At 36.1% G+C, this 20,094-nt stretch carries 10 protein-coding genes; 3 read left to right on the forward strand and 7 right to left on the reverse strand.

Annotation, left to right across the window (positions count from 1 at the left end; translation table 11 throughout):
* Positions 1–91: 91 nt before the first annotated feature.
* From ACN4EE_RS12625 to efp, 5 genes are all read right to left on the reverse strand, one after another.
* Positions 92–514: a type II toxin-antitoxin system VapC family toxin gene (locus tag ACN4EE_RS12625; protein WP_431706819.1), complete on the reverse strand. Its 423-nt coding sequence runs from the start codon at positions 512–514 to the stop codon at positions 92–94.
* Positions 495–752, reverse strand: a complete 258-nt coding sequence (locus tag ACN4EE_RS12630; protein WP_431706810.1) for a hypothetical protein — start codon at positions 750–752, stop codon at positions 495–497. Before ACN4EE_RS12630 ends, ACN4EE_RS12625 begins: the two co-directional genes overlap by 20 nt.
* 117 nt (positions 753–869) lie before the next feature.
* A complete protein-coding gene (locus ACN4EE_RS12635; RefSeq protein ID WP_431706811.1) occupies positions 870–1,175 on the reverse strand; it encodes a DUF2499 domain-containing protein in 306 nt (101 codons plus the stop codon).
* A gap of 62 nt (positions 1,176–1,237) precedes the next feature.
* Entirely contained in the window at positions 1,238–1,738 is a 501-nt protein-coding gene (accB, locus tag ACN4EE_RS12640) for an acetyl-CoA carboxylase biotin carboxyl carrier protein (protein ID WP_431706812.1), read from the reverse strand.
* A 58-nt stretch (positions 1,739–1,796) separates the two neighbouring features.
* On the reverse strand, positions 1,797–2,354 hold the full coding sequence (gene efp / locus ACN4EE_RS12645) for an elongation factor P (RefSeq protein ID WP_431706813.1): 558 nt from the start codon (positions 2,352–2,354) through the stop codon (positions 1,797–1,799).
* Positions 2,355–2,531: 177 nt separating this feature from the next.
* Here efp and trpC point away from each other — a divergent pair, with 177 nt between their 5' ends.
* Complete coding sequence (gene trpC, locus ACN4EE_RS12650) at positions 2,532–3,419, forward strand: indole-3-glycerol phosphate synthase TrpC (RefSeq protein WP_431706814.1); 888 nt, start codon at positions 2,532–2,534, stop codon at positions 3,417–3,419.
* Positions 3,420–3,588: 169 nt separating this feature from the next.
* Here the strand turns inward: trpC and ACN4EE_RS12655 are convergent, their stop codons facing one another.
* Positions 3,589–4,971, reverse strand: a complete 1,383-nt coding sequence (locus ACN4EE_RS12655) for an aldehyde dehydrogenase (protein WP_431706815.1) — start codon at positions 4,969–4,971, stop codon at positions 3,589–3,591.
* Between the two features lie 339 nt (positions 4,972–5,310).
* Positions 5,311–6,171, reverse strand: coding sequence for a S1 family peptidase (locus ACN4EE_RS12660; RefSeq protein ID WP_431706816.1), 861 nt, complete (start codon positions 6,169–6,171; stop codon positions 5,311–5,313).
* Between the two features lie 328 nt (positions 6,172–6,499).
* On the opposite strand from ACN4EE_RS12660, the gene ACN4EE_RS12665 reads away from it, so the two are divergent.
* Both ACN4EE_RS12665 and ACN4EE_RS12670 read left to right on the forward strand, forming a co-directional pair.
* Positions 6,500–17,938, forward strand: coding sequence for a two-partner secretion domain-containing protein (locus ACN4EE_RS12665; RefSeq protein ID WP_431706817.1), 11,439 nt, complete (start codon positions 6,500–6,502; stop codon positions 17,936–17,938).
* Positions 17,939–18,222: 284 nt separating this feature from the next.
* Positions 18,223–19,881, forward strand: coding sequence for a ShlB/FhaC/HecB family hemolysin secretion/activation protein (locus tag ACN4EE_RS12670; RefSeq protein ID WP_431706818.1), 1,659 nt, complete (start codon positions 18,223–18,225; stop codon positions 19,879–19,881).
* Positions 19,882–20,094: the final 213 nt, after the last annotated feature.

The raw sequence follows: 20,094 nt of genomic DNA on the forward strand, positions 1-20,094 counted from the left end.
TCTTTCATTTTAACCTCAGAAAGGAAATAATTTGATATTGATGAGGTTTAGCAATTGTTAGTATTGGTAAAATTCTCAAAAAAATGTACAATTATCCCATAATTTCCCAATCTTCATATTTTAAATTATCTACACGACTAAACTCAGAGATATTATGAGTCACTAAAATTAAATCATGAGCAAGGGCGATCGAAGCAATTTGTAAATCATAAACCCCAATAGGAGTACCTTTTTTATTTAATCGAGAACGAATCATACCAGCAATTCTAGCACAATTACTATCAAAATTAAGCACCTTAAATTGACTAAAAAAACGATCTAATTTTTTAATATTTTCTGAAGATTTTTGGCTATGATAAGCACCATAATACAATTCAAATTCCACAATGGAACATAAATTAATATTACTAGGTTTTTGTTCTGCTAATTTTTTGATAACTAATTTATTACTATTATTCAGTAATTTAATACAAACATTATATCTAACAAATAAATCATAATAAAAAATCTCGATCTTGTTCTTCTGGTTGTGCTTCTCTGATTAAAGGTTCATCTTTCCAAGCACCAATAACCTCCTCAAAAAAGCCCTTTTGCCAACCTTTATTTTCAGGAGTTATTATCACTTTATTATCTATTATTTGTTCTAAAATTGCGGTTATTTCTTGTTCTAAAGTGCGACTATGTAGAGTTGCTAAATAAGTTAATTTAGATAGTAAACTAGGCTTAATTTCCTTTAAAATAATTTGGTTCATAGTTTAAAAACTCCTGATTTAAAATTACAAATACAAAAAATTAAGACTGTAATAGACTTCTCCAATAACTAGGATAAATAGGGCTGAAGCCCTTACTAATAAGCAATAAAAATGATTTTAATTTATTTCTGAAAAGGAAGATTGCCAAATTTTCCATGCACCGATACACAAGGTGATATTACCGATAACGGTGGTTAAGGCTTGAATCGTTACTAACCACTCCCAAGATTCGGCATTATCGAATAAATGCCATGTACAAGCACACATCGCACTGATTAAAGCGGGTAACATTCCATAGGCTAACCAATACCAACTACTGTCTTTGGTGACTTCTCCATAACGCCAGACAAACCAAATGGCGGCTATCCATTCGATAACACTGGATACATGAACAATCCATGTAGGTATTGATAAGCTGTGCATAATTTTTGACTTTTTACAATGGGTTTTGTCAATTATCCTTTTTCCTAATTTTCCTAATCTTCCTAATTCGGGGCGATTAACATTAAAGTTTGCCCATACTCTACAGGCTCACCATTTTCTACTAAAATTTCCATTACTTGCCCTGATGTTTCCGCTTCAATTTCGTTCATCAGTTTCATGGCTTCGATAATACATACCACATGACCGTTAGCAACTCGATCGCCTTTTTCCACAAAAGGAGCTTCTCCGGGGGCAGAAGCACGATAAAATGTACCCACCATAGGAGAGGTAATTTCTACCCAATTATCATTTTTAACAGGAGGTTTATCGGGGGTAACCGGAGGAGGAGAGGTAGGGATAGGAGTAACAACTTCTACAGGTTTAGGAGTTTCTGGCACGGCGGTGACAGCAGAAGGGGTTATGGTATAAACAGGAGTGTTACTCTGGGTATTGTTTTTTTGTACTGTTAACTCAAAATCTCCTTCTTTTATTGCCAATTCAGTAATATCTGTTTTAGCAATGGCTTCAATAAAATCTCGTAGTTGGTTAAAATCTATTGGCACTGTTTAATACTATATATATAAGGGAATTGTAATTGATAATTGATAATTGATAATAAGTTTACTCTCTACCTAAATAACTGTCATTGCGAGTATCCACTTTTATTCTTTCACCAATACTAATAAATAGAGGTACCATAATTTGTGCGCCTGTTTCGAGAATAGCAGGTTTTGTGCCTCCTGTAGCGGTGTCACCTTTTACCCCCGGATCAGTTTCTACTACTTCCAATACTACAGAAGTCGGCAATTCTACATCTAAGACTGTTGTATTCCAATAAAGGATATTAACTTCCATTTCTTCCTTGAGGTATTTCGATCGATCTCCAACTTGTGCTTCAGTCAAACGAGCTTCTTCAAAGGTTTCCATATCCATGAATACAAATTGATCACCTTCTTTGTAGGTGTGTTGCATGGTGCGTTTTTCGAGGTTAGCTTGGGGTACAGTTTCCCCCGCACGGAAGGTTTTTTCCATAACGCTACCACTTTGAGCATTTTTTAACTTAGTACGCACGAAAGCCGAACCCTTACCCGGTTTAACGTGCAAAAATTCCACTACTTTCCAAACGCTACCATCTAATTCAATACTTACACCGGGGCGAAAATCATTACTAGAAATCATAAAAATTCAAACTATAAAGACTTTTTTACTAATTTTATGCAATATTTGGTTAAAATCCTAAACTATATTCCCTTAAAATGGCACTGATGACAAGTGCAGAATTAACAATTAACAATTAATAATTAACAATTAACAATTAAAAAATTTCTCTTACTCATTGTTTATTATTCACTATTTATGAAAATTCGCCGTCAACAACCTTCTCCTCCCGTTGCTGTAGAAAGTCTCCGTTATCAAGTAAAATTACCTGATAGTGAGCCTCAAAATATTTTAGAAAAGATTGTTTGGCATAAAGAAAAAGAAGTAGAAAAAATGCGCGATCGAATGTCATTATTAGAATTGCGTAAAAAAGTTGCCGAATTAACTTCTTCTCCCCTAGATTTTCTTTCCGCTTTAACTAATTCTGTCAAAAAACCAGCCCTTATTGCTGAAGTTAAAAAAGCCTCCCCCAGTAAAGGAGTTATTAAAGCAGATTTTGATCCTATTTCGATCGCCCAAGCCTACGAAAAAGGAGGTGCTGCTTGTTTATCGGTGTTGACAGATAAAGAGTTTTTTCAAGGTGGTTTTGAAAATTTAGCGAAGGCAAGAAGTGCAGTAAAATTGCCTTTATTATGTAAAGAATTTATTATTTATCCCTATCAAATTTATTTAGCTAGATTAAATGGTGCGGATGCAGTTTTATTGATTGCTTCTATTTTAAAAGACACTGATTTAAAGTATTTTCTCAAAATAATTCATAGTTTAGGAATGACTGCTTTAATTGAAGTTCATACTTTGGAAGAACTCGATCGAGTTTTAGCCCTTGATGAAGTAAAATTAATTGGAATTAATAATCGTAATTTAGAGAATTTTGAGGTTAGTTTAGACACCACAAAAAATATATTATCTGCTAGAAAAGAAACTATTTTAGAGAGAAATATAACGATGGTGAGTGAGTCTGGATTATATACAAAAAATGATCTTGATTTTGTGCAAAATGCAGGTGCAAATGCCGTTTTAATTGGAGAATCATTAATCAAACAAGATGATTTAGAATCAGCAATTAAAAATCTATATAATCAATAGACTTCGACAATATTTGGTACAACGAGATGGGCATAATATAATATGCCCCTACGAGCCAATAAAAAATCTATTCGATCGAAACTAACATTATTGAGTTTAAAATAATTAGAGTTTAGTGGGGTGTGCATCGCCCTACAATTAAAAAAAATAATTGTATTTTAGAAGAAAACTATTTGGTAAACATATTCTTAAATTGTTTAATTGTCTTCTCTTGATAAGGTGCATAACGCCAGTTTAAATCTCCCCAAAATGGACGATATAAAACGCTTTTATAATGGGTAAAAGTGTCAAAAGTGGCTTTACCGTGATACGCACCGATACCACTATCCCCAACTCCGCCAAAGGGTAATTCTGTCACCCCAACGTGCATGATGGTTTCATTGATACACATTCCCCCTGATGATGTTTCTCTTAATACCTTTTGTTGTTTTTCTTGATTATTTGAGAAAAGATATAATGCTAGTGGTTTTGGTTTACTGTTAATCAGTTCGATCGCACTGTCTAAAGTATCATATTCTAGGATAGGCAAAATAGGTCCAAAAATTTCTTCTTCCATCACCGCACAATCAAGGGTAACATCATCTAAAATCGTAGGGGCGATATATTTAGTGTCTCGATTAGTTTCACCGCCGATGATAATTGTACCATCGTTTAACAAACTCTTTAATCGATCGAACTGTCTTTCGTTAATAATCCTTCCATAGTCGGGAGTAGTAGCAGGGTTATCCCCATAAAAAGCATGAATACACTGCTTGATTTCTTTGATTAAATCAGTTTTGATGTGCTTATCTATCAGTAGATAATCTGGGGCGATACAAGTTTGCCCTGCGTTGATGAATTTGCCCCATGTAATGCGTTTTGCGGTTTCGGTGAGGTTAATTTCTCTATCCACGATACAAGGACTTTTTCCACCTAATTCGAGGGTGACAGGAGTAAGATTTTTAGCGGCGGCTTCCATGACAATTTTGCCAACTTTTGTGCCTCCAGTAAAGAAAATATGATCAAATTTATAGCTTAATAATTCTTGGGCAACTTCCACTCCTCCTTCTTCAATGGCAATGTATTCAGGTGGAAAAATATCCCTAATTAAATCCGTTAACAATCGAGATGTGTTACTTGCTATTTCGGATGGTTTTAACATAACACAATTTCCTGCTGCGATCGCACCAATTAAAGGAGAAATTAGGAGAGAAAAAGGGTAATTCCACGGGCTAATAATTAAGACAACACCTAAAGGCTCTGGATAAATTTTAGCTTGACTGGGAAAAAGATCAATCCCTGTTTTCACTTTTTGGGGTTTTATCCAGCGAGGTAGATTTTTAATGGCATAGCTTAAATCCTGTAAAACTGCTAATTCAAAACAACCCTCAAGGCTTGGCTTTCCTAAATCCTGTTTCAATACTTCAAGGATTTCATCTTGTTTCGAGGCGATGGCGAATTTAAGTTTTTTCAACTGTTGTAAACGGAAGTCTAGGGATTTGGTAGCGGATGTGGCAAAATATTCCCGTTGCGCTTTCAGAATTGATGCAATATTCGTGGTAGATGTCAGCATAAGTTTTAATACAGGTAATGATCTTTTTCGTTCATAACCATTGTAGAATAGTCAAAATTTCTTTGTGTTGAATATTGGCTATTTTCTTTTCGTTTGTCTATACACTGCTATTACTGCTTAAATATTCCCCGTTTGCGTTTCATAAAATCCCAATTCTTGACTAAGACTAACTAATTCTTTCAGTGTTTCTCTTCGATCGTCGTCTCTTTTTCGTTTATACTCTAATAAGTCCCCAATTTTCTATTACGATTACAAGCTGTATTAATTGTATCTCAACTGTAAATTTGTCTATTTGTTAAGTTACCACTATTCATTAGACTTAGCAAAAATCTTCATTCCTTATTCCCCTTCTTGATTTAAGTTAAAGTTAATCAACCCTTTTTGTTGAAGTTTATTAATGAGGTTTTCGATCGAACTGCTACTAAGCCCCCAACTCAACTCCTCCATGATAGCTACTTCTTTTTCAGGGATAATAGTGCCATTTTGATAGATATAATGATTTCCTAAAAATGGATAAGAACCTAAAGCATTAATGCCAATTAATTCTCCTTTTTCATTAAGTATAGAACCTCCGCTCATGCCCGAATAAATATTGTTAGTATAACCTAACTTATAACCGCCGATCAAAGGTTGAGATAAAATTTTGTTGACATATCCGAGGGTATATTTAAGATTAGATGACTGAGTAAAATTATCTTGAAAAGGAAAACCACTAGCTAATATTTTTTCGTTATTTTTAATATCATTTTTTAGTTTTACGACACCATATTTTTCTTTACTACTAAACTTTAACAAAGCTAAATCATCTACCACTATATCTTGATTATTTTGCCAAATAACTTCTGCCAGATATACCTTATTTCTATAAGTTTGAATTTTATAGTTAACATTAGTATCACTAACTACATGATTATTAGTAATCACATAATAAACACCATTCTTCTCTCCAATGATAACCCCAGAACCGCCTTTTTCATCGGAGGAGAATATCCTCACGGTAATTAATCTAGCTTGAATTTTGAGTTGTTGTTCATTAAGTAAATCACTTTTCTTTCGAGAATTTCCATTTTTGCCCAATCCTCCATTATCAGTGAGAGTATCTTCTCCTCTTTGCCTAATTTTCTCCACTAACTCTGTTTGTTGCTCTGTTTTTAGATGCCAAAATATTCCAACAAGTAACAATGTAATAAAAATTACCATTATCAATTTACCTGATATTTTGAATACAGAAAGCATAGAGTAATAATTTAAAATTTTTTGTTAAACTTATTCCAACACATAAACAATTCTCAAAATTTGATTTAGAACAATACTAATAAATTAATGTAAACAATAAAAATCTTTAGATTTTCTTAAGATTTGTAGTAAATAGTTGTAATTCTAACGTTAACAGTGTTTTCCAAACAGAGATGATAGATATTTCTCTACACGGAGGTATTGAAAAAGATAAATACCTTATATACAATGACAGTAAATTCGTTTAAACAATTAGTTTGGCGAGAATTTCACCCCAAGGTTAGGTATTGCTATGTTGAAAAAAACTGGTTTATTTGTTGTTATTCTATCATTTCTAGCACTTTTAGAACCTCGATCGAGCCAAGCTCAGGAAATTAAAGTCGATGGTAGTACTGCCACCATTGTAACCAAAGATGGCGATCGAATTACTATAGACGGTAACACCTTCTCCAGAGACGGGAAAAACCTATTTCACAGCTTCAAGGAATTTGGTTTAACACAACAACAAATCGCTACTTTTCTGACAAATCCCAACATTCACAATATCTTAACCAGAGTGACAGGAGGCAACCCTTCCTACATTAACGGCTTAATTCAAGTCGTCGGGGGAAATAGCAACCTTTTCTTAATGAATCCAGCAGGGGTAGTTTTCGGCTCAGGGGCTAGTATAAATGTTCCAGCAGACTTTACCGCCACAACAGCAACAGGTATCGGTTTCAATAACGGCGTTTTTAGTGCCGTCGGAAGTAATGACTATACCAACTTAACAGGGAATCCCACTAACTTTGTTTTCAATACCAATCAACCGGGTAGCATCATCAATGCAGGAGACTTGAAGGTTTCTGAAGGTAGTAATATTAACCTCATCGGTGGTAATGTAATTAATACAGGCACAATAGAAACCCCTAACGGAAAAATCAACATACAAGCCGTTGCAGGAACATCAAGGGTAAAAATAACCCCCGAAGGCAGTTTACTGAGCTTAGAGCTTGATATACCCAAAGATGAGCAAGGAAATTTACTAGGGTTCACCCCTCAAGATTTGCCCACTTTGATCACAGGTGCGAATAACGCAGGAGTTGCCACTCCCAATGTAGCAGTCAACAATAATCAAGTACAGGTAGCTAATGTTAATATACCAGAAGGCACAGGAAGTTCGATCGTATCTGGTAAAGTAAGTACATCTTCCGAAAGTTTAGGAGGAGAAATCACGGTTTTAGGAGAGAGAGTCGGTGTAATTGACGCTGAAATCAGCGCTAATGGTGCGCAGGGAGGAGGAAAAGTCTTAATTGGAGGAGATAAAGAAGGAAAAGGTACAATTCCCAACGCACAAGTTACTTATATCAGTCCAGACTCGAAAATTTCCGCCGATGCAACTGTTAACGGCGATGGTGGACAAGTGATTGTCTATGCGGAAGAATATGCCAATATTCACGGGGAATTAACCGCTAAAGGAGGCAGTGTTTCGGGAGATGGTGGATTTATCGAAACCAGTGGGAAAAAATCCTTTAACATTACCAGTGTACCTGATACCAGTGCCGTTAATGGTCAAGCTGGGGAATGGTTGATCGATCCTCTCAATGTAACTATTGTCAGTGGTTTAGGCAATATCGAACCGAAAGAAGGGGAAACAGGAACAGAATTTGCCCCCTTAGAAGGTGATGTTAACACGGTGGGAGTCGATCGAATTAAAACAGGTTTAACAACAAATAATACAGTTACAATTACTACCCAAGGGGATGTAGAGGAAACAACGGAAGCAGGTGATATTCTTTGGCAAAGTGCGAACTTAGATTATGACGGTATAGGTGCAAATAAAACTTTAAGACTAGAAGCATTTAGAAATATTATTTTTGAAGGAAGTGTCATCAATGATTCTGATCTTTCTAGTACAACTCAAGATTCTCTCAATGTTATCTTTAACTCTAATGTGGGAGGAGAAGGAGGAGCAGTCAGAATAGTACCCTTTATTTCTACCTTGTCATCGATCGAAACCAACGGAGGAAATATTATTATAGGTGGTGGTGCTGATCCTTTCCTGAGTCCAGCAGTGGGTACTTCCGATTTAGGGGAAGGAGTGAGAATTAATGCAACTTTATCCGCAGGAGGAGGGGATATAATTATCAGAGGGCAAGGCTCATCAACTCCTCAGTCGATTGTTACTGGAGTAGAAATTTTTGGTAACGCACAAATCAGCACCATAGGAGAAGGAAATATTACCATTATAGGTGAGGGCGGAAGCGATCCGACTAATAGCGGTGTAATAGATTTTTCACGGGGTATTGGCATTAATTCTGACGGCATAATCAGTGCAGAAAATGGTCAAATTAGGCTTGAGGGCATTGGTGGTTCAACTTCAGGTAGTTCAAATGATGGTATAAATTGGTTTTCCAACGGTAAAATATCAACATCAGGAACAGGAGCTATTACTTTAGATGGTATAGGTAATAATGGTAGTTCAGGCTTAACCTTAGCTTTAGGCTCGATCGAAACAGTAAACGGTAATGTTAACCTAAGCGGTAACGGCGGAATTATTACCCCTAACCTTGAAGAAGGTACTTTTACTATCAATGGCGGTGGGATAACAACTCTCAACTCTTTTATAACCAATGCTGAAGGCTCGATCGAACCTAGAGATATTAGCCTAACAGGAGAAAATGATTTTAATAATCTTGCTATTACCAACGGTCAAAATGTTACTCTCAATGATATTAATGATATTAACTTAGGAAATCTCAACGTTACAGGAGATTTTAGCTTAACATCTAGGGGTAATATCACCGCTAATCAAGGCTTGGTTTTAAATAGTGGCAATATCAATTTAACCGCCCTAGGGAATCTTTCGACACCTTCTAACGACATCAATTTAACCAGTAGTGGCTCGATCGACTTATCCGCAAATCAGATTTTAACCGATGGTGGTAATTTATCATTAAATGCCCTAGGTAATATCAATACTCCCAACATCAACACAGGGGGGAGTCTTGCCGACAACGGAGGTAATGTAAATATTACTAGCAGTACTGGTAACATCCAAACGGGAAATATTTTTACCAATAACTCATCAGAAAGTTTAGGAGATTCGGGAAATGTAACACTAAATGCGAGTCAGGGGAGTTTAAATGTAGGTGATATTGATATAACTAACTTTTCCCTTGCGGATATTTCCAGCAATGCCGTTATTGACTTAAATGCACTTTCTACCATCAACACGGGGGCAATTACTTTAGGACATGATAATGATAACACCCTTTCTACTGGGAATGTCACGATCGAAACCCCCTCAGTAGTGACAGTTAACGGTAATATCGAAAGTAATGGTAGTGATATTATTATTGGTACAGCAACCCCTAGTGAAGTTAATATCAACGGTAGTGTTAACAGTAATGGTGGTAACATAACCATTAACAGTACAGGATTAATTAAAATTGATAGTGGAGAGGATACTAATAGTATTTTTAGTGGTAGTGGCAATATTATTCTCAATCATGGGGGAGGAGATTTAGAACCTCGTGTACCCTTTACTGTAGGAGATGCTAATATTAATGGTACGAGTGGAAGCATAATTACCGCTACAGAATCGATCGAACCCCTACAAACTTATTCTAATAGTTTTGCCACTCCTAATGCTACGATCGCAATTAACACTACCGATGCACCTATAGTCGATTTACCTATAGTCGCCTCTACCCTAGACATAGATGGTGATAATACAGGTTCGATCGTATCCTCTAACGATGGGTTATTAATAGATATTACGGGAGGTACTTTTTCAGAAAATGGTAACAACCTATTCCACAGTTTCACCCGTTTCGACTTACCCCAATCTGATCAAACCGCTAACTTTATAACTGATAGACAGGGTATTAACAATATTTTAGCCCGTATCATTAGCGGAGAAGCCTCTTTAATCAATGGCACAATCCAAGTAACGGGTTTAAGTAACCCTAATCTATTCTTAATGAATCCTGCTGGTATAGTGTTTGGCAGTAACGCTATTATCAATGTACCTGCGGATTTTGTTGCTACCACTGCCACTGGTATTGGTTTTGGCGATAACTGGTTTAGTGCTAATGGAGATTATAACGCTAGTTTACTCAATGTTGATCCTATTAACCTAGCCTTCACAGCCAACACATCAGGTGCAATTATTAACAACTCTAGCCTCAATAATGCTAATGGTAGCGTAAGTTTATTGGGCGGTACTCAAATTAACACCGATAACCTCACCAATAACAATACTCTGAATTTAAGTGCTATTCAAGGACAAAATATTTTAGATTTAACTACCGTTAGTGTAACTCCAGCATCTGCAAGTGCCAGTTTACCTAATGAATTTATCCCCCCTATCCTCACTTTAGAAGAATTAGTAAATACCGCTTTAGCTAAAGGCAGTGGTAATTTAGGAATCACGGTTTTAGAAAGTAACTCTCTCCAAGTTGATAGTAATGAGACAATAGTTAATCTTGGTGACATCGCTACTCAGAATCTTAGTGCCAGTAATGCTAATATTGTGGCAACGGGTAACGTTACATTAGGCACTTTTGGAGATACCATCGCTGATAACAGTAACTCTTTAAATGTTAATGCTAATGGACAATTACAACTATTAGGAACACTTGAACCAAAAGGGGGAGACGTTTCGATCGTAGGGGTAAATAACTTCATCTCTCCTAATAATATTAACACTGGTGGAGGCAATTTTACCCTTAGTACTTCTAGTGACTATAGCTTAGATATTGCCTTGTTTACCGATGGAGGCAACTTTACCCTTAATAGTTTAGGGGATGTTGCTATTAATAGTGGCATTACTACCACTGGCGGAGACATAGAAGTAACAGGAAACAATATTAGTAGTGGGGATGGGGTTGTTTTACCCTTTAACACAGCTAATGATGCAGGAAACGGAGGTAATATCAACCTCAGTAGTTTAAATGGCAATGTTAACGTCAATGGTTTATCTTCCGAGTCTAGTGTAGGCAATGGAGGAAATATTACTGTTAATGCTAACTTAGGAGATATTAATATTGGTAACGTTAACACCCTATCAGGGGGTAATCTTTCATTAACGGCTACTGGTAATATCAGCAATACCGAAGGCTTAACTGTTGGTGGTTCAACATTACTTAGTGCTGGTGGTAATATTAATTTGGATAATTCCAATAATGATTTTCAAACCTTTAGTATTCAAAATGCTAATAACGTCACTCTTGCAGATGTTAATGATTTAACCCTTGCCAATATTGATGCTTCGGGAAATTCTACCCCCGTGGCAATTTCAGGTAATTTAGATTTACGGGTTACTGGTACAACTAATATTAATAGTAATATTCAAGCCAATAATCTTATCACTAATGGCACAACGGTTATTGATGCTGATGCCATTATAACAACTCTCGATCAAACTTATAATAATTCTGTTATTCTTGCCAGAGATACCCAGTTAGATGGTAATAATATCACCTTCGGTAGCTCGATCGATTCCCAATCTGCTGAAACACCTCAAAGTTTAACTATTAATGGAGTTAGTGAATTAGGAAATGTAGGCAATACGAATCCTTTATCTCAATTAACAACTCAACAAACAACCTTAACAGGAAATATCAAGACAACTGGCAATCAAACTTATAATGATGTTGTCACTTTAGCAAATGATGTACAGCTAGATGGTAATAATATCATCTTCGGTAGCTCGATCGATTCTCAATCTGCTGAAACTCCTCAAAGTTTAACAATCAATGGAGTAACAACATTAAATAGTGTCGGAAATACCAATAGTTTAAATAACTTGACTACCACTCAACAAACTACTCTGACTGGTGATGTCAAAACAACTGGTAATCAAACTTATAACGATGCAGTAACTTTAGCTAATGATGTGCAGTTAGATGGTAATAATATCATCTTCGGTAGCTCGATCGATTCTCAATCTGCTGAAACTCCTCAAAGTTTAACAATCAATGGAGTCAGTGAATTAGGAAATGTAGGAAGTGTCAATGCTTTATCTCAATTAACGACTCAACAAACNACTCTCACTGGCAATGTTAAAACAACAGGAAATCAAACTTATAACGATGCAGTAACTTTAGCTAATGATGTACAGTTAGATGGTAATAATATCATCTTCGGTAGCTCGATCGATTCCCAAACTACCCCTCAAAGTTTAACTGTTACGGCTAATGAAAATATTAATTATGGTGATGGTATCGGAGACGATCGAATTGGTGGTAATGTTGGCTTAAATAATCTGGAAAGTACCGCTTTAGATATATTTCTGAATATCGATCGAACTGCATTATCACCAGAACAAGCAAGTATTCGCACGATCGGTGATCAGACTTATAATATCACTTCTAACATTGGAGAAACTCTCTATTTAGCAAAAGATACCATAATTGAGACTAATAATTTTAACCTAGACGGTAATATCAGAATTGCACCTAGTGCGATTAATGGAGTTTCTCTCACCGTGAATAGTAGTGGGGGAGTAAGTATCACAACAAACAATACTGCTATCGATTCTATCAATACAGCATTAGGAAGTAAAGGAGGAAATATCACCATCAAGGCAGTAGGGAATATAGATATTGATGGTGTAATTAATACTGCTGGATTAGAAAATAACGCTTTTGTGTTAAATGCGGGTAATGTTTCTCTCAACAGTATCGATGGTATTGTGGCAGTAGAGACAATAGGTACTACGGGACTGGTAACATCTGGTAGTGTAAATATAACGGGTCAAAATATAGCTATAGGTGCAATAATAACCGATTTATCCTCATTCGGTAGTGGCGGTACGGTTGATCTAAATGCTCTGAATACCTTAGTATTAGGAGAAATTAGAGCAGAATCTTTAACAGTCTCAGGAAACTTACTACTAAGTAATTTTAAAGTACTAGGTTTAGAAATACCACCTCAGATACCATTTTTAGCTAGTTCTAATATTACAACTACTCAAGATCAAGTTTATAACGGTACAGTTTTCACCGATGACAATGTTACCTTTACGGGGAGAAATGTTAGTTTCAATGGTGGCATCGATTCCTATGATTTAAACATTAATAATAACACTGACATCGAGAATATTCCCCCTTCAGAGATTGTAAATATTATTCTCGATAGCATTCAAAATCGTCAAAATGCAACTCCTAATGACTTGATAATCACCGCTAGTAATAACATTCAATTGGGGGATGGTATCGGAGACGATCGAATTGGTAGTGTGGCTGGTTTAGCAAATCTTACTACGACTGGGGCAACCAATATTAATATCAATACCCCTAGTGATGGTATTAGCATCAACACCACAGAAGCACAAGTTTATAATAACTCTGTCACCTTAGAGAGTGATACAACACTTAATAGCAAAAATGTTACCTTTAACGGCACTGTTACAGGGAATAAAAACTTAAAGGTAAACAGTAACAATAATGGCATAACCACTTTTAATAGTACTGTTACGGGGTTAAATACCCTTACCACTAATGCTGATGGTACAACTATTCTCGGCGGTGATGTCACAACATTAGGAAGTCAAGAATATAATGATGCTGTTATCCTCAATAACGATGTTACCCTAACCACTAGCGATAGTTCGATCGAATTTGCTAATACAGTAAATGGCAATAAGAATTTAAAAGTAGAAACAGGAAGTGGCAATATTTCCTTTAATAATGCCATTGGTAATACTCAAGGATTAGGCAACGTAGAATTAAATAGTACTGGTGTAACTGCATTAAATACCGTCAATAGTAATAGTTTAAAAACTAATGCAGGAGGTACAACTGAGTTAAATGGTAATGTAACTACTACAGCAACTCAAACTTATAATGATGCGGTTACTCTCAATAATGATGTTACCTTAACCACTACCGATAGCTCGATCGAATTTGCTAATACAGTAAATGGCAATAAGAATTTAAAAGTAGAAACAGGAAGTGGCAATATTTCCTTTAATAATGCCATTGGTAATACTCAAGGATTAGGAGATGTAGAATTAAATAGTACAGGTACAACAACATTAAATACAGTTAATGCTAATAGTTTAAAAACCAATGAAGGGGGTACAACTCAATTAAATGCTAATGTAACCACCGTAGCAAGTCAAGAATATAATGATGCGGTTACTCTCAATAATGATGTTACTCTAACCACTACTGATAGCTCGATCGAATTTGCTAATACAGTAAACGGTAATCAGAATTTAACAGTAGAAACAGGAAGTGGAGATATTACCTTTAACAATGCTATTGGGAATAGTCAATCATTAGGAGATGTCAGTCTCAATAGTAGTGGCACAACCTCATTAAATACCGTCAATGCCAATAGTTTAAAAACCAATGAAGGAGGTACAACTCGTTTAAATGGTGATGTTACGACTTCTGGAAATCAGGTATATCAAGATAATCTTTTCTTAGACAGTAGCACTATTATCACAACTAACAATCTTAATGCTGTTAGTATCGAAGCCAATCAAAATTCTACTACTCCTATCTCTTTAACTATTAATGCTAATGATAGTGTAACTATCACAGGAAAACCAGATACCAACAGTCTTTTAGCAATTAGTACAGCCAGAAAAAATAATCAAGAGACAGGAAATATTACTATTAATGCCGAGAATAACATTAACTTACTCGGTGCTGTTAATACCACAGCAACCAGTGGAATATCTTTTGCGACAACAGCAGGAGATATTTCACTCACCAGTACAAATGGTGATGTTTCAGCTTTAGCTATTGCCTCTATTGGGACGCAAACTTCTGGAAATGTCAAGATTTCTGGCAATAATGTCAATACGGGAGTTATTCTTACCTTTTTAAATCCTACTAATGTGACTACTGGTACTGTGGATATTCAGGGGAATACGACAAAGGTATCAGGTACAATTCAAGCTCTTTCTTTAAAAACTTCTGGTACTTTTACCCTCGCAGAAAACCCCACAATCCTAGCTTTACCTAATGCTAATTTAGCTAGTTTAGGAAATGCAAGGGTTACGACTATCAATAACCAAAATTATAATAATTTTAATGCAATTAATAAGACCACTCTTAGTAGTATTCAAGGAGAAATTAGTTTTACGGGTGGTGTTAATGGTAATGACAATAATTTAACTATGAGTAGTTTGAAGGGGGTTAATTTTGGTAATCAAAACTTCACATCCCTAGGCGGTAATTTAATTATCACTACCTTGAATCCTAGCGGTGAAATTCTTATAGGCAATGGTAATGATAGTCAATTTGTGATTACAAATCTCGATCGAGCTAATGGATTTAATAGTATCACCATCGGACAAAACAGAAACTTAGGCACGATTACCATTAACGAAAACTTGACAGTAAATGATCCTTTAACCCTCCAAGCAAGTAATATTTTTGTTAATAACGCCATCAGTGGTAATGATAACGCTTCTATTACCTTAAGGGGAGCAAAAACTACCACGACTCTTAACGCTGATATTATCACTCAAGGTAATGATATTGTCATTGACGATAATGTGATTGTGGGCAACAATGTCACTCTTTCTACAGGAGGTGATACTGGAAATATTGATATTCTAGGTAGTATTAACGGTAATAATAATTTAACTCTCAATGCAGGAAGCAGTAATATTTTACTTGCCGATAACGTCAGTGTAAATGACTTTTCTGTAACTGCTAACAATACTCAATTTACAGGAAATTCCATCAAGACTACTGGCAATCAAAACTTTAACAGCAATCTCACCTTAACCAAAAATACTAACTTTAATAGTCAGGGTACATTTTCCTCTCGAAATATCTCTAGTCGAGCTACAGATGTGAATATTATTGCTCAAGATATTTCCACTCAAAATGTTGTCACCCAAGGCGGTAGTATCTCCATGATTAGTAGTGACGGTGCTATTAGTACTCAAAATCTTAATACTTCTGGTACAACAGGGGGTTCGATCGAACTTAACTCGAATACAACTATTAATACGGGAAGGATTCAAACCAGTGGAGATAATCGAGGAGGTGACGTTACTTTAAATGCTCCTAGTAATATTGTGATTAGCAGTATTGACGCTCGTAGCGGTAATCGAGGGGGGGATGTTGACATCAGCACAGCAGGAACTCTTCGTGTAACAGAAACCATTAGCAGTGGTGTGAGCATAGATACAACGGGGGGTAGTCAAGGAGGTTCTGTCACCATTGATCTATTTCCGGGGGATTTGGAAAATGGCGTAATTAGTGATCCTCGTTTACCTTTTGTGGTGGGGGATGCTAGTAAAAATGGTACGGCTGGAATTATCACTAACACTAACTTTAGTATTGGATTAGATGAGTATATCATCAATACCACTAAAGGTAATTTAAACTTAAAACTCTTAAGTCGTGTTCCAGTCGATCCCAATAATTCCGTCAATGTCAATAATCCTGTGACAACTGCTGTCGATACTTTTGCACCTCCAGTTATTCCCATAGCTACCATCACTGAAGCTCAAGAAATTTTAAGCGCCATTGAACGAGAAGCCGCAGAAAAACCAGCGTTTATTTATGTTAGTTTCACTCCCAAAGGTTTCCAACCAAGGGATTTGGAGGAAGAATTTGCTCGTCGAGAAGCTACCAATACTCAAGAATATAGTCGAGTCAACATTAATAAACCTAATTTACAGCCTACCATCGCTTTACAACCTGCCGAAGATGATCAACTAGACTTATTAGTTATTACCAATAAAGGTGAACCGATTCGAGTTACTGTACCCGTGACACGTCAACAAGTGGTGGATTCTGCTCTTAATTTATCGATCGAATTATCGTCCGATCGACTCGATGAACAATATAAACCCTACGCCACAGAGTTATACAGTTGGTTAATCGCACCCATTGAGGAAACTTTAAAAGAAAGAGAAATCAGTAATCTTTTATTTATTCTCCCTCTTAATATTCGTTTTGCTCCCCTTGCTTCTTTATATGATGAAAAAGCAGAACAATTCTTAGTGGAAAAATATAGTAGTGGTTTAGCCCCCAGTCTCAACTTAAATGATAATAGATACCGTAGTGTGAAAGACTTAAATCTATTGGCTATGGGGGCGGCTGAATTTGCCGAAGATCAACAACAAATACCTTTACCCGGTGTCGGCTTAGAATTACCTACTATCAAAAAAATCTGGAATGAACAAGCCCCCGACAATTACCGAGAATTTCTAAATAATAACTTTACCTTAGAAAATATTAAGGCTAATTTGGATAAACAGCCCTATGGTATTATCCACTTTGGTACTCATGGCTCTTTTGGCGCTGATGAAGAAGAAGATATTTTTATTCAACTCTATAATTCTCGCTTGAATTTCGGTGACATTACTCAACTTGGTTTAAGTCGATCGAGCGTAGAGTTAATGTTATTGAGCGCTTGTCAAACGGCTTTAGGTAACGAAATTGCAGAATTAGGATTTGCAGGGTTAGCAGTACAAGCAGGAGTTAAAAGCGCCATCGGTACGGTATGGACGATCGGGGATACTGGAACATTAGCATTTATGACAGATTTTTATAGTGAACTGCGAACTCAAACTACCAAAGCCGAAGCCTTAAGGCAAACTCAATTAAATATGCTTAACGGCAAGGTGCGTAAATCTGATGATGGTAATACTATCATTACTCCTAATATGTCGGTTTCTCTGGAGGGATTACCTGAAGAGTCTCGACAACGGGAAGACTTCTCTCATCCTTTCTACTGGGCTCCTTTCACCCTGATTGGTAATCCTTGGTAAAAAATTAGTAATAGGTAATAGGTAATAAGTAATGAGTAATGAGTAATGAGTAATGAGTAATGAATAATGAATAGTTAATTCTATCTATCCACCTGTACCTTTTTCGATTCGATCTCCTCTTTGTCATTGCGAGGCACGAAGCAATCTCTAAAATTTTTCTTTTGACTACAAATATTTTAAGTTCAAAAAAATAAGCTCAATTTATTTATTGACCTTTATAATTTTGTCATTATAATTTAGTTATTTTAAAATTTATATCTTAGATAAAATAATCAAATATACCCATGAAAACTTCTATTTTTAAAACAATTTTTTCTATTTCATCCTTTAGTTTGTTATCTTTTTTTTTGATAAAAACTCCTAGTTTTGCTCAAGATTTGGCTAAAAATACTAATAAAAATATAAGCAAAAATTTTGATAATAAACAGAATCTAATTGTTCAAAATTCAGAACAACAATTTTTAGTTAGTTCGATCGATGTTCAGGGAAATACTATTTTTGAGAATGAAATTAACACTATTATTAAAGATTATGAAAATAAAAATATTACCCTAGAAGATTTACAAAATATTGCTAATCAAATCACTCAACTTTATCTCAATCAAGGTTATATCAGCACTAGAGCCGTTGCTGAAAATGTGGTAGAGGGTGTCGCTATTATTCAAGTTTATGAAGGGGAAATAGAGGGAATAGAAATTGAAGGCGCTCAAAGGTTAGAAAATTACGTTCGATCGAGATTGGCATTAGGCACGACTACTCCCCTCAATTCTGGTAGTTTAGAAGATCAATTAAGACTGTTAAAAGCTGATCCTTTGATAGAAAGTATAGAAGCGACTTTGCGATCGGGTACAGGAGAAAAACAAAGTATATTAGTAGTAAGGGTGACGGAAGCTGACCCCTTTTTTGCTACGGTAGGAGTGGACAACTATTCGCCTCCTAGCATCGGTGCAACTCAAGCCACTTTAGCGGTGGGATACGGCAATGTTTTCGGCTTTGGAGATAGTTTTTCGGTTAATTATCAACCTCGTTTTGAAGATTGGACGGGTACTTATAACCTTGACATCAACTATAATGCCCCTTTAAATGCCATGAATGGCACTCTCAATGCACGGGTGTCCATACAAGAAAATACCGTAGTGGAAGGCGATTTTCAAGTGTTAGATATTCGGGGCGAAAGTCAGTTTTATGAGTTGAGTTATCGTCAACCTCTGATTCGCAACCCTAGGGAAGAATTAGCTTTATCTGTGGGTATGAGTTATCGTCGAGGGCAAACTTTTACTTTTCAAGGACCAACTCCCTTCGGTATTGGACCTAATCAAGACGGTATTACAGAAACTAATGTGATTACTTTTGGTCAAGATTATGTACAACGATCGAGTCATGGTGCATGGGCATTTCGATCACAATTTCGTATTGGCACGGGTTTGCTTGGTGCTACAACATCCGATCGAGCTAATGATCCCGATGGCTATTTTTACGCTTGGTTAGGACAAATTCAACGGGTACAGTTATTAAATCCCGACAATCTTTTAATCATTCAAGGGGATATTCAATTAAGTTTAGACCCTTTATTGCCCTCTGAACAATTTGTCATCGGTGGTGGACAATCTGTAAGAGGGTATCGTCAAAATGTCCGTGCAGGAGACAACGGTTTTCGTTTTTCCGTAGAAAATAGAATTTCGATCGTGCGTAATGAAGAAAATATCCCCGTTTTTCAGGTAGCACCATTCTTTGATATGGGTTCAGTGTGGAATGTACAAGGCAACCCCAACTTCTCCGCTAATCAAAGATTTATCGCCGCTTTAGGCTTAGGCTTAATCTGGCAACCCTTAGAAAATCTGAACATGAGATTCGATTATGCACCCCCCTTAATCGATTTGATCGATCGAGGTAACAACATTCAAGATGACGGCTTATACTTCAACGTCAAATATAATTTTTAACAGTGTATGACATAATTTGTTGTGCGACATTAATTAGGGTCTGCTGAAAAAGTATTTTGATGAGAGTAGGTATCAGGCATCAGGTATCAGGTGTCAGGTTAAAGAATGAAAAATCAAGGTGTTGAAGCGTTATATCTTCAACAAATATACAGGTGTATTGTGAATAATCAGATTTGAAATGCCCTGTTTTTGAGTAAAAATTGCCAAAAATTC

Origin of the sequence: Geminocystis sp. CENA526, assembly GCF_050753365.1 — a bacterium.
Classification (GTDB): Bacteria; Cyanobacteriota; Cyanobacteriia; order Cyanobacteriales; family Cyanobacteriaceae; genus Geminocystis.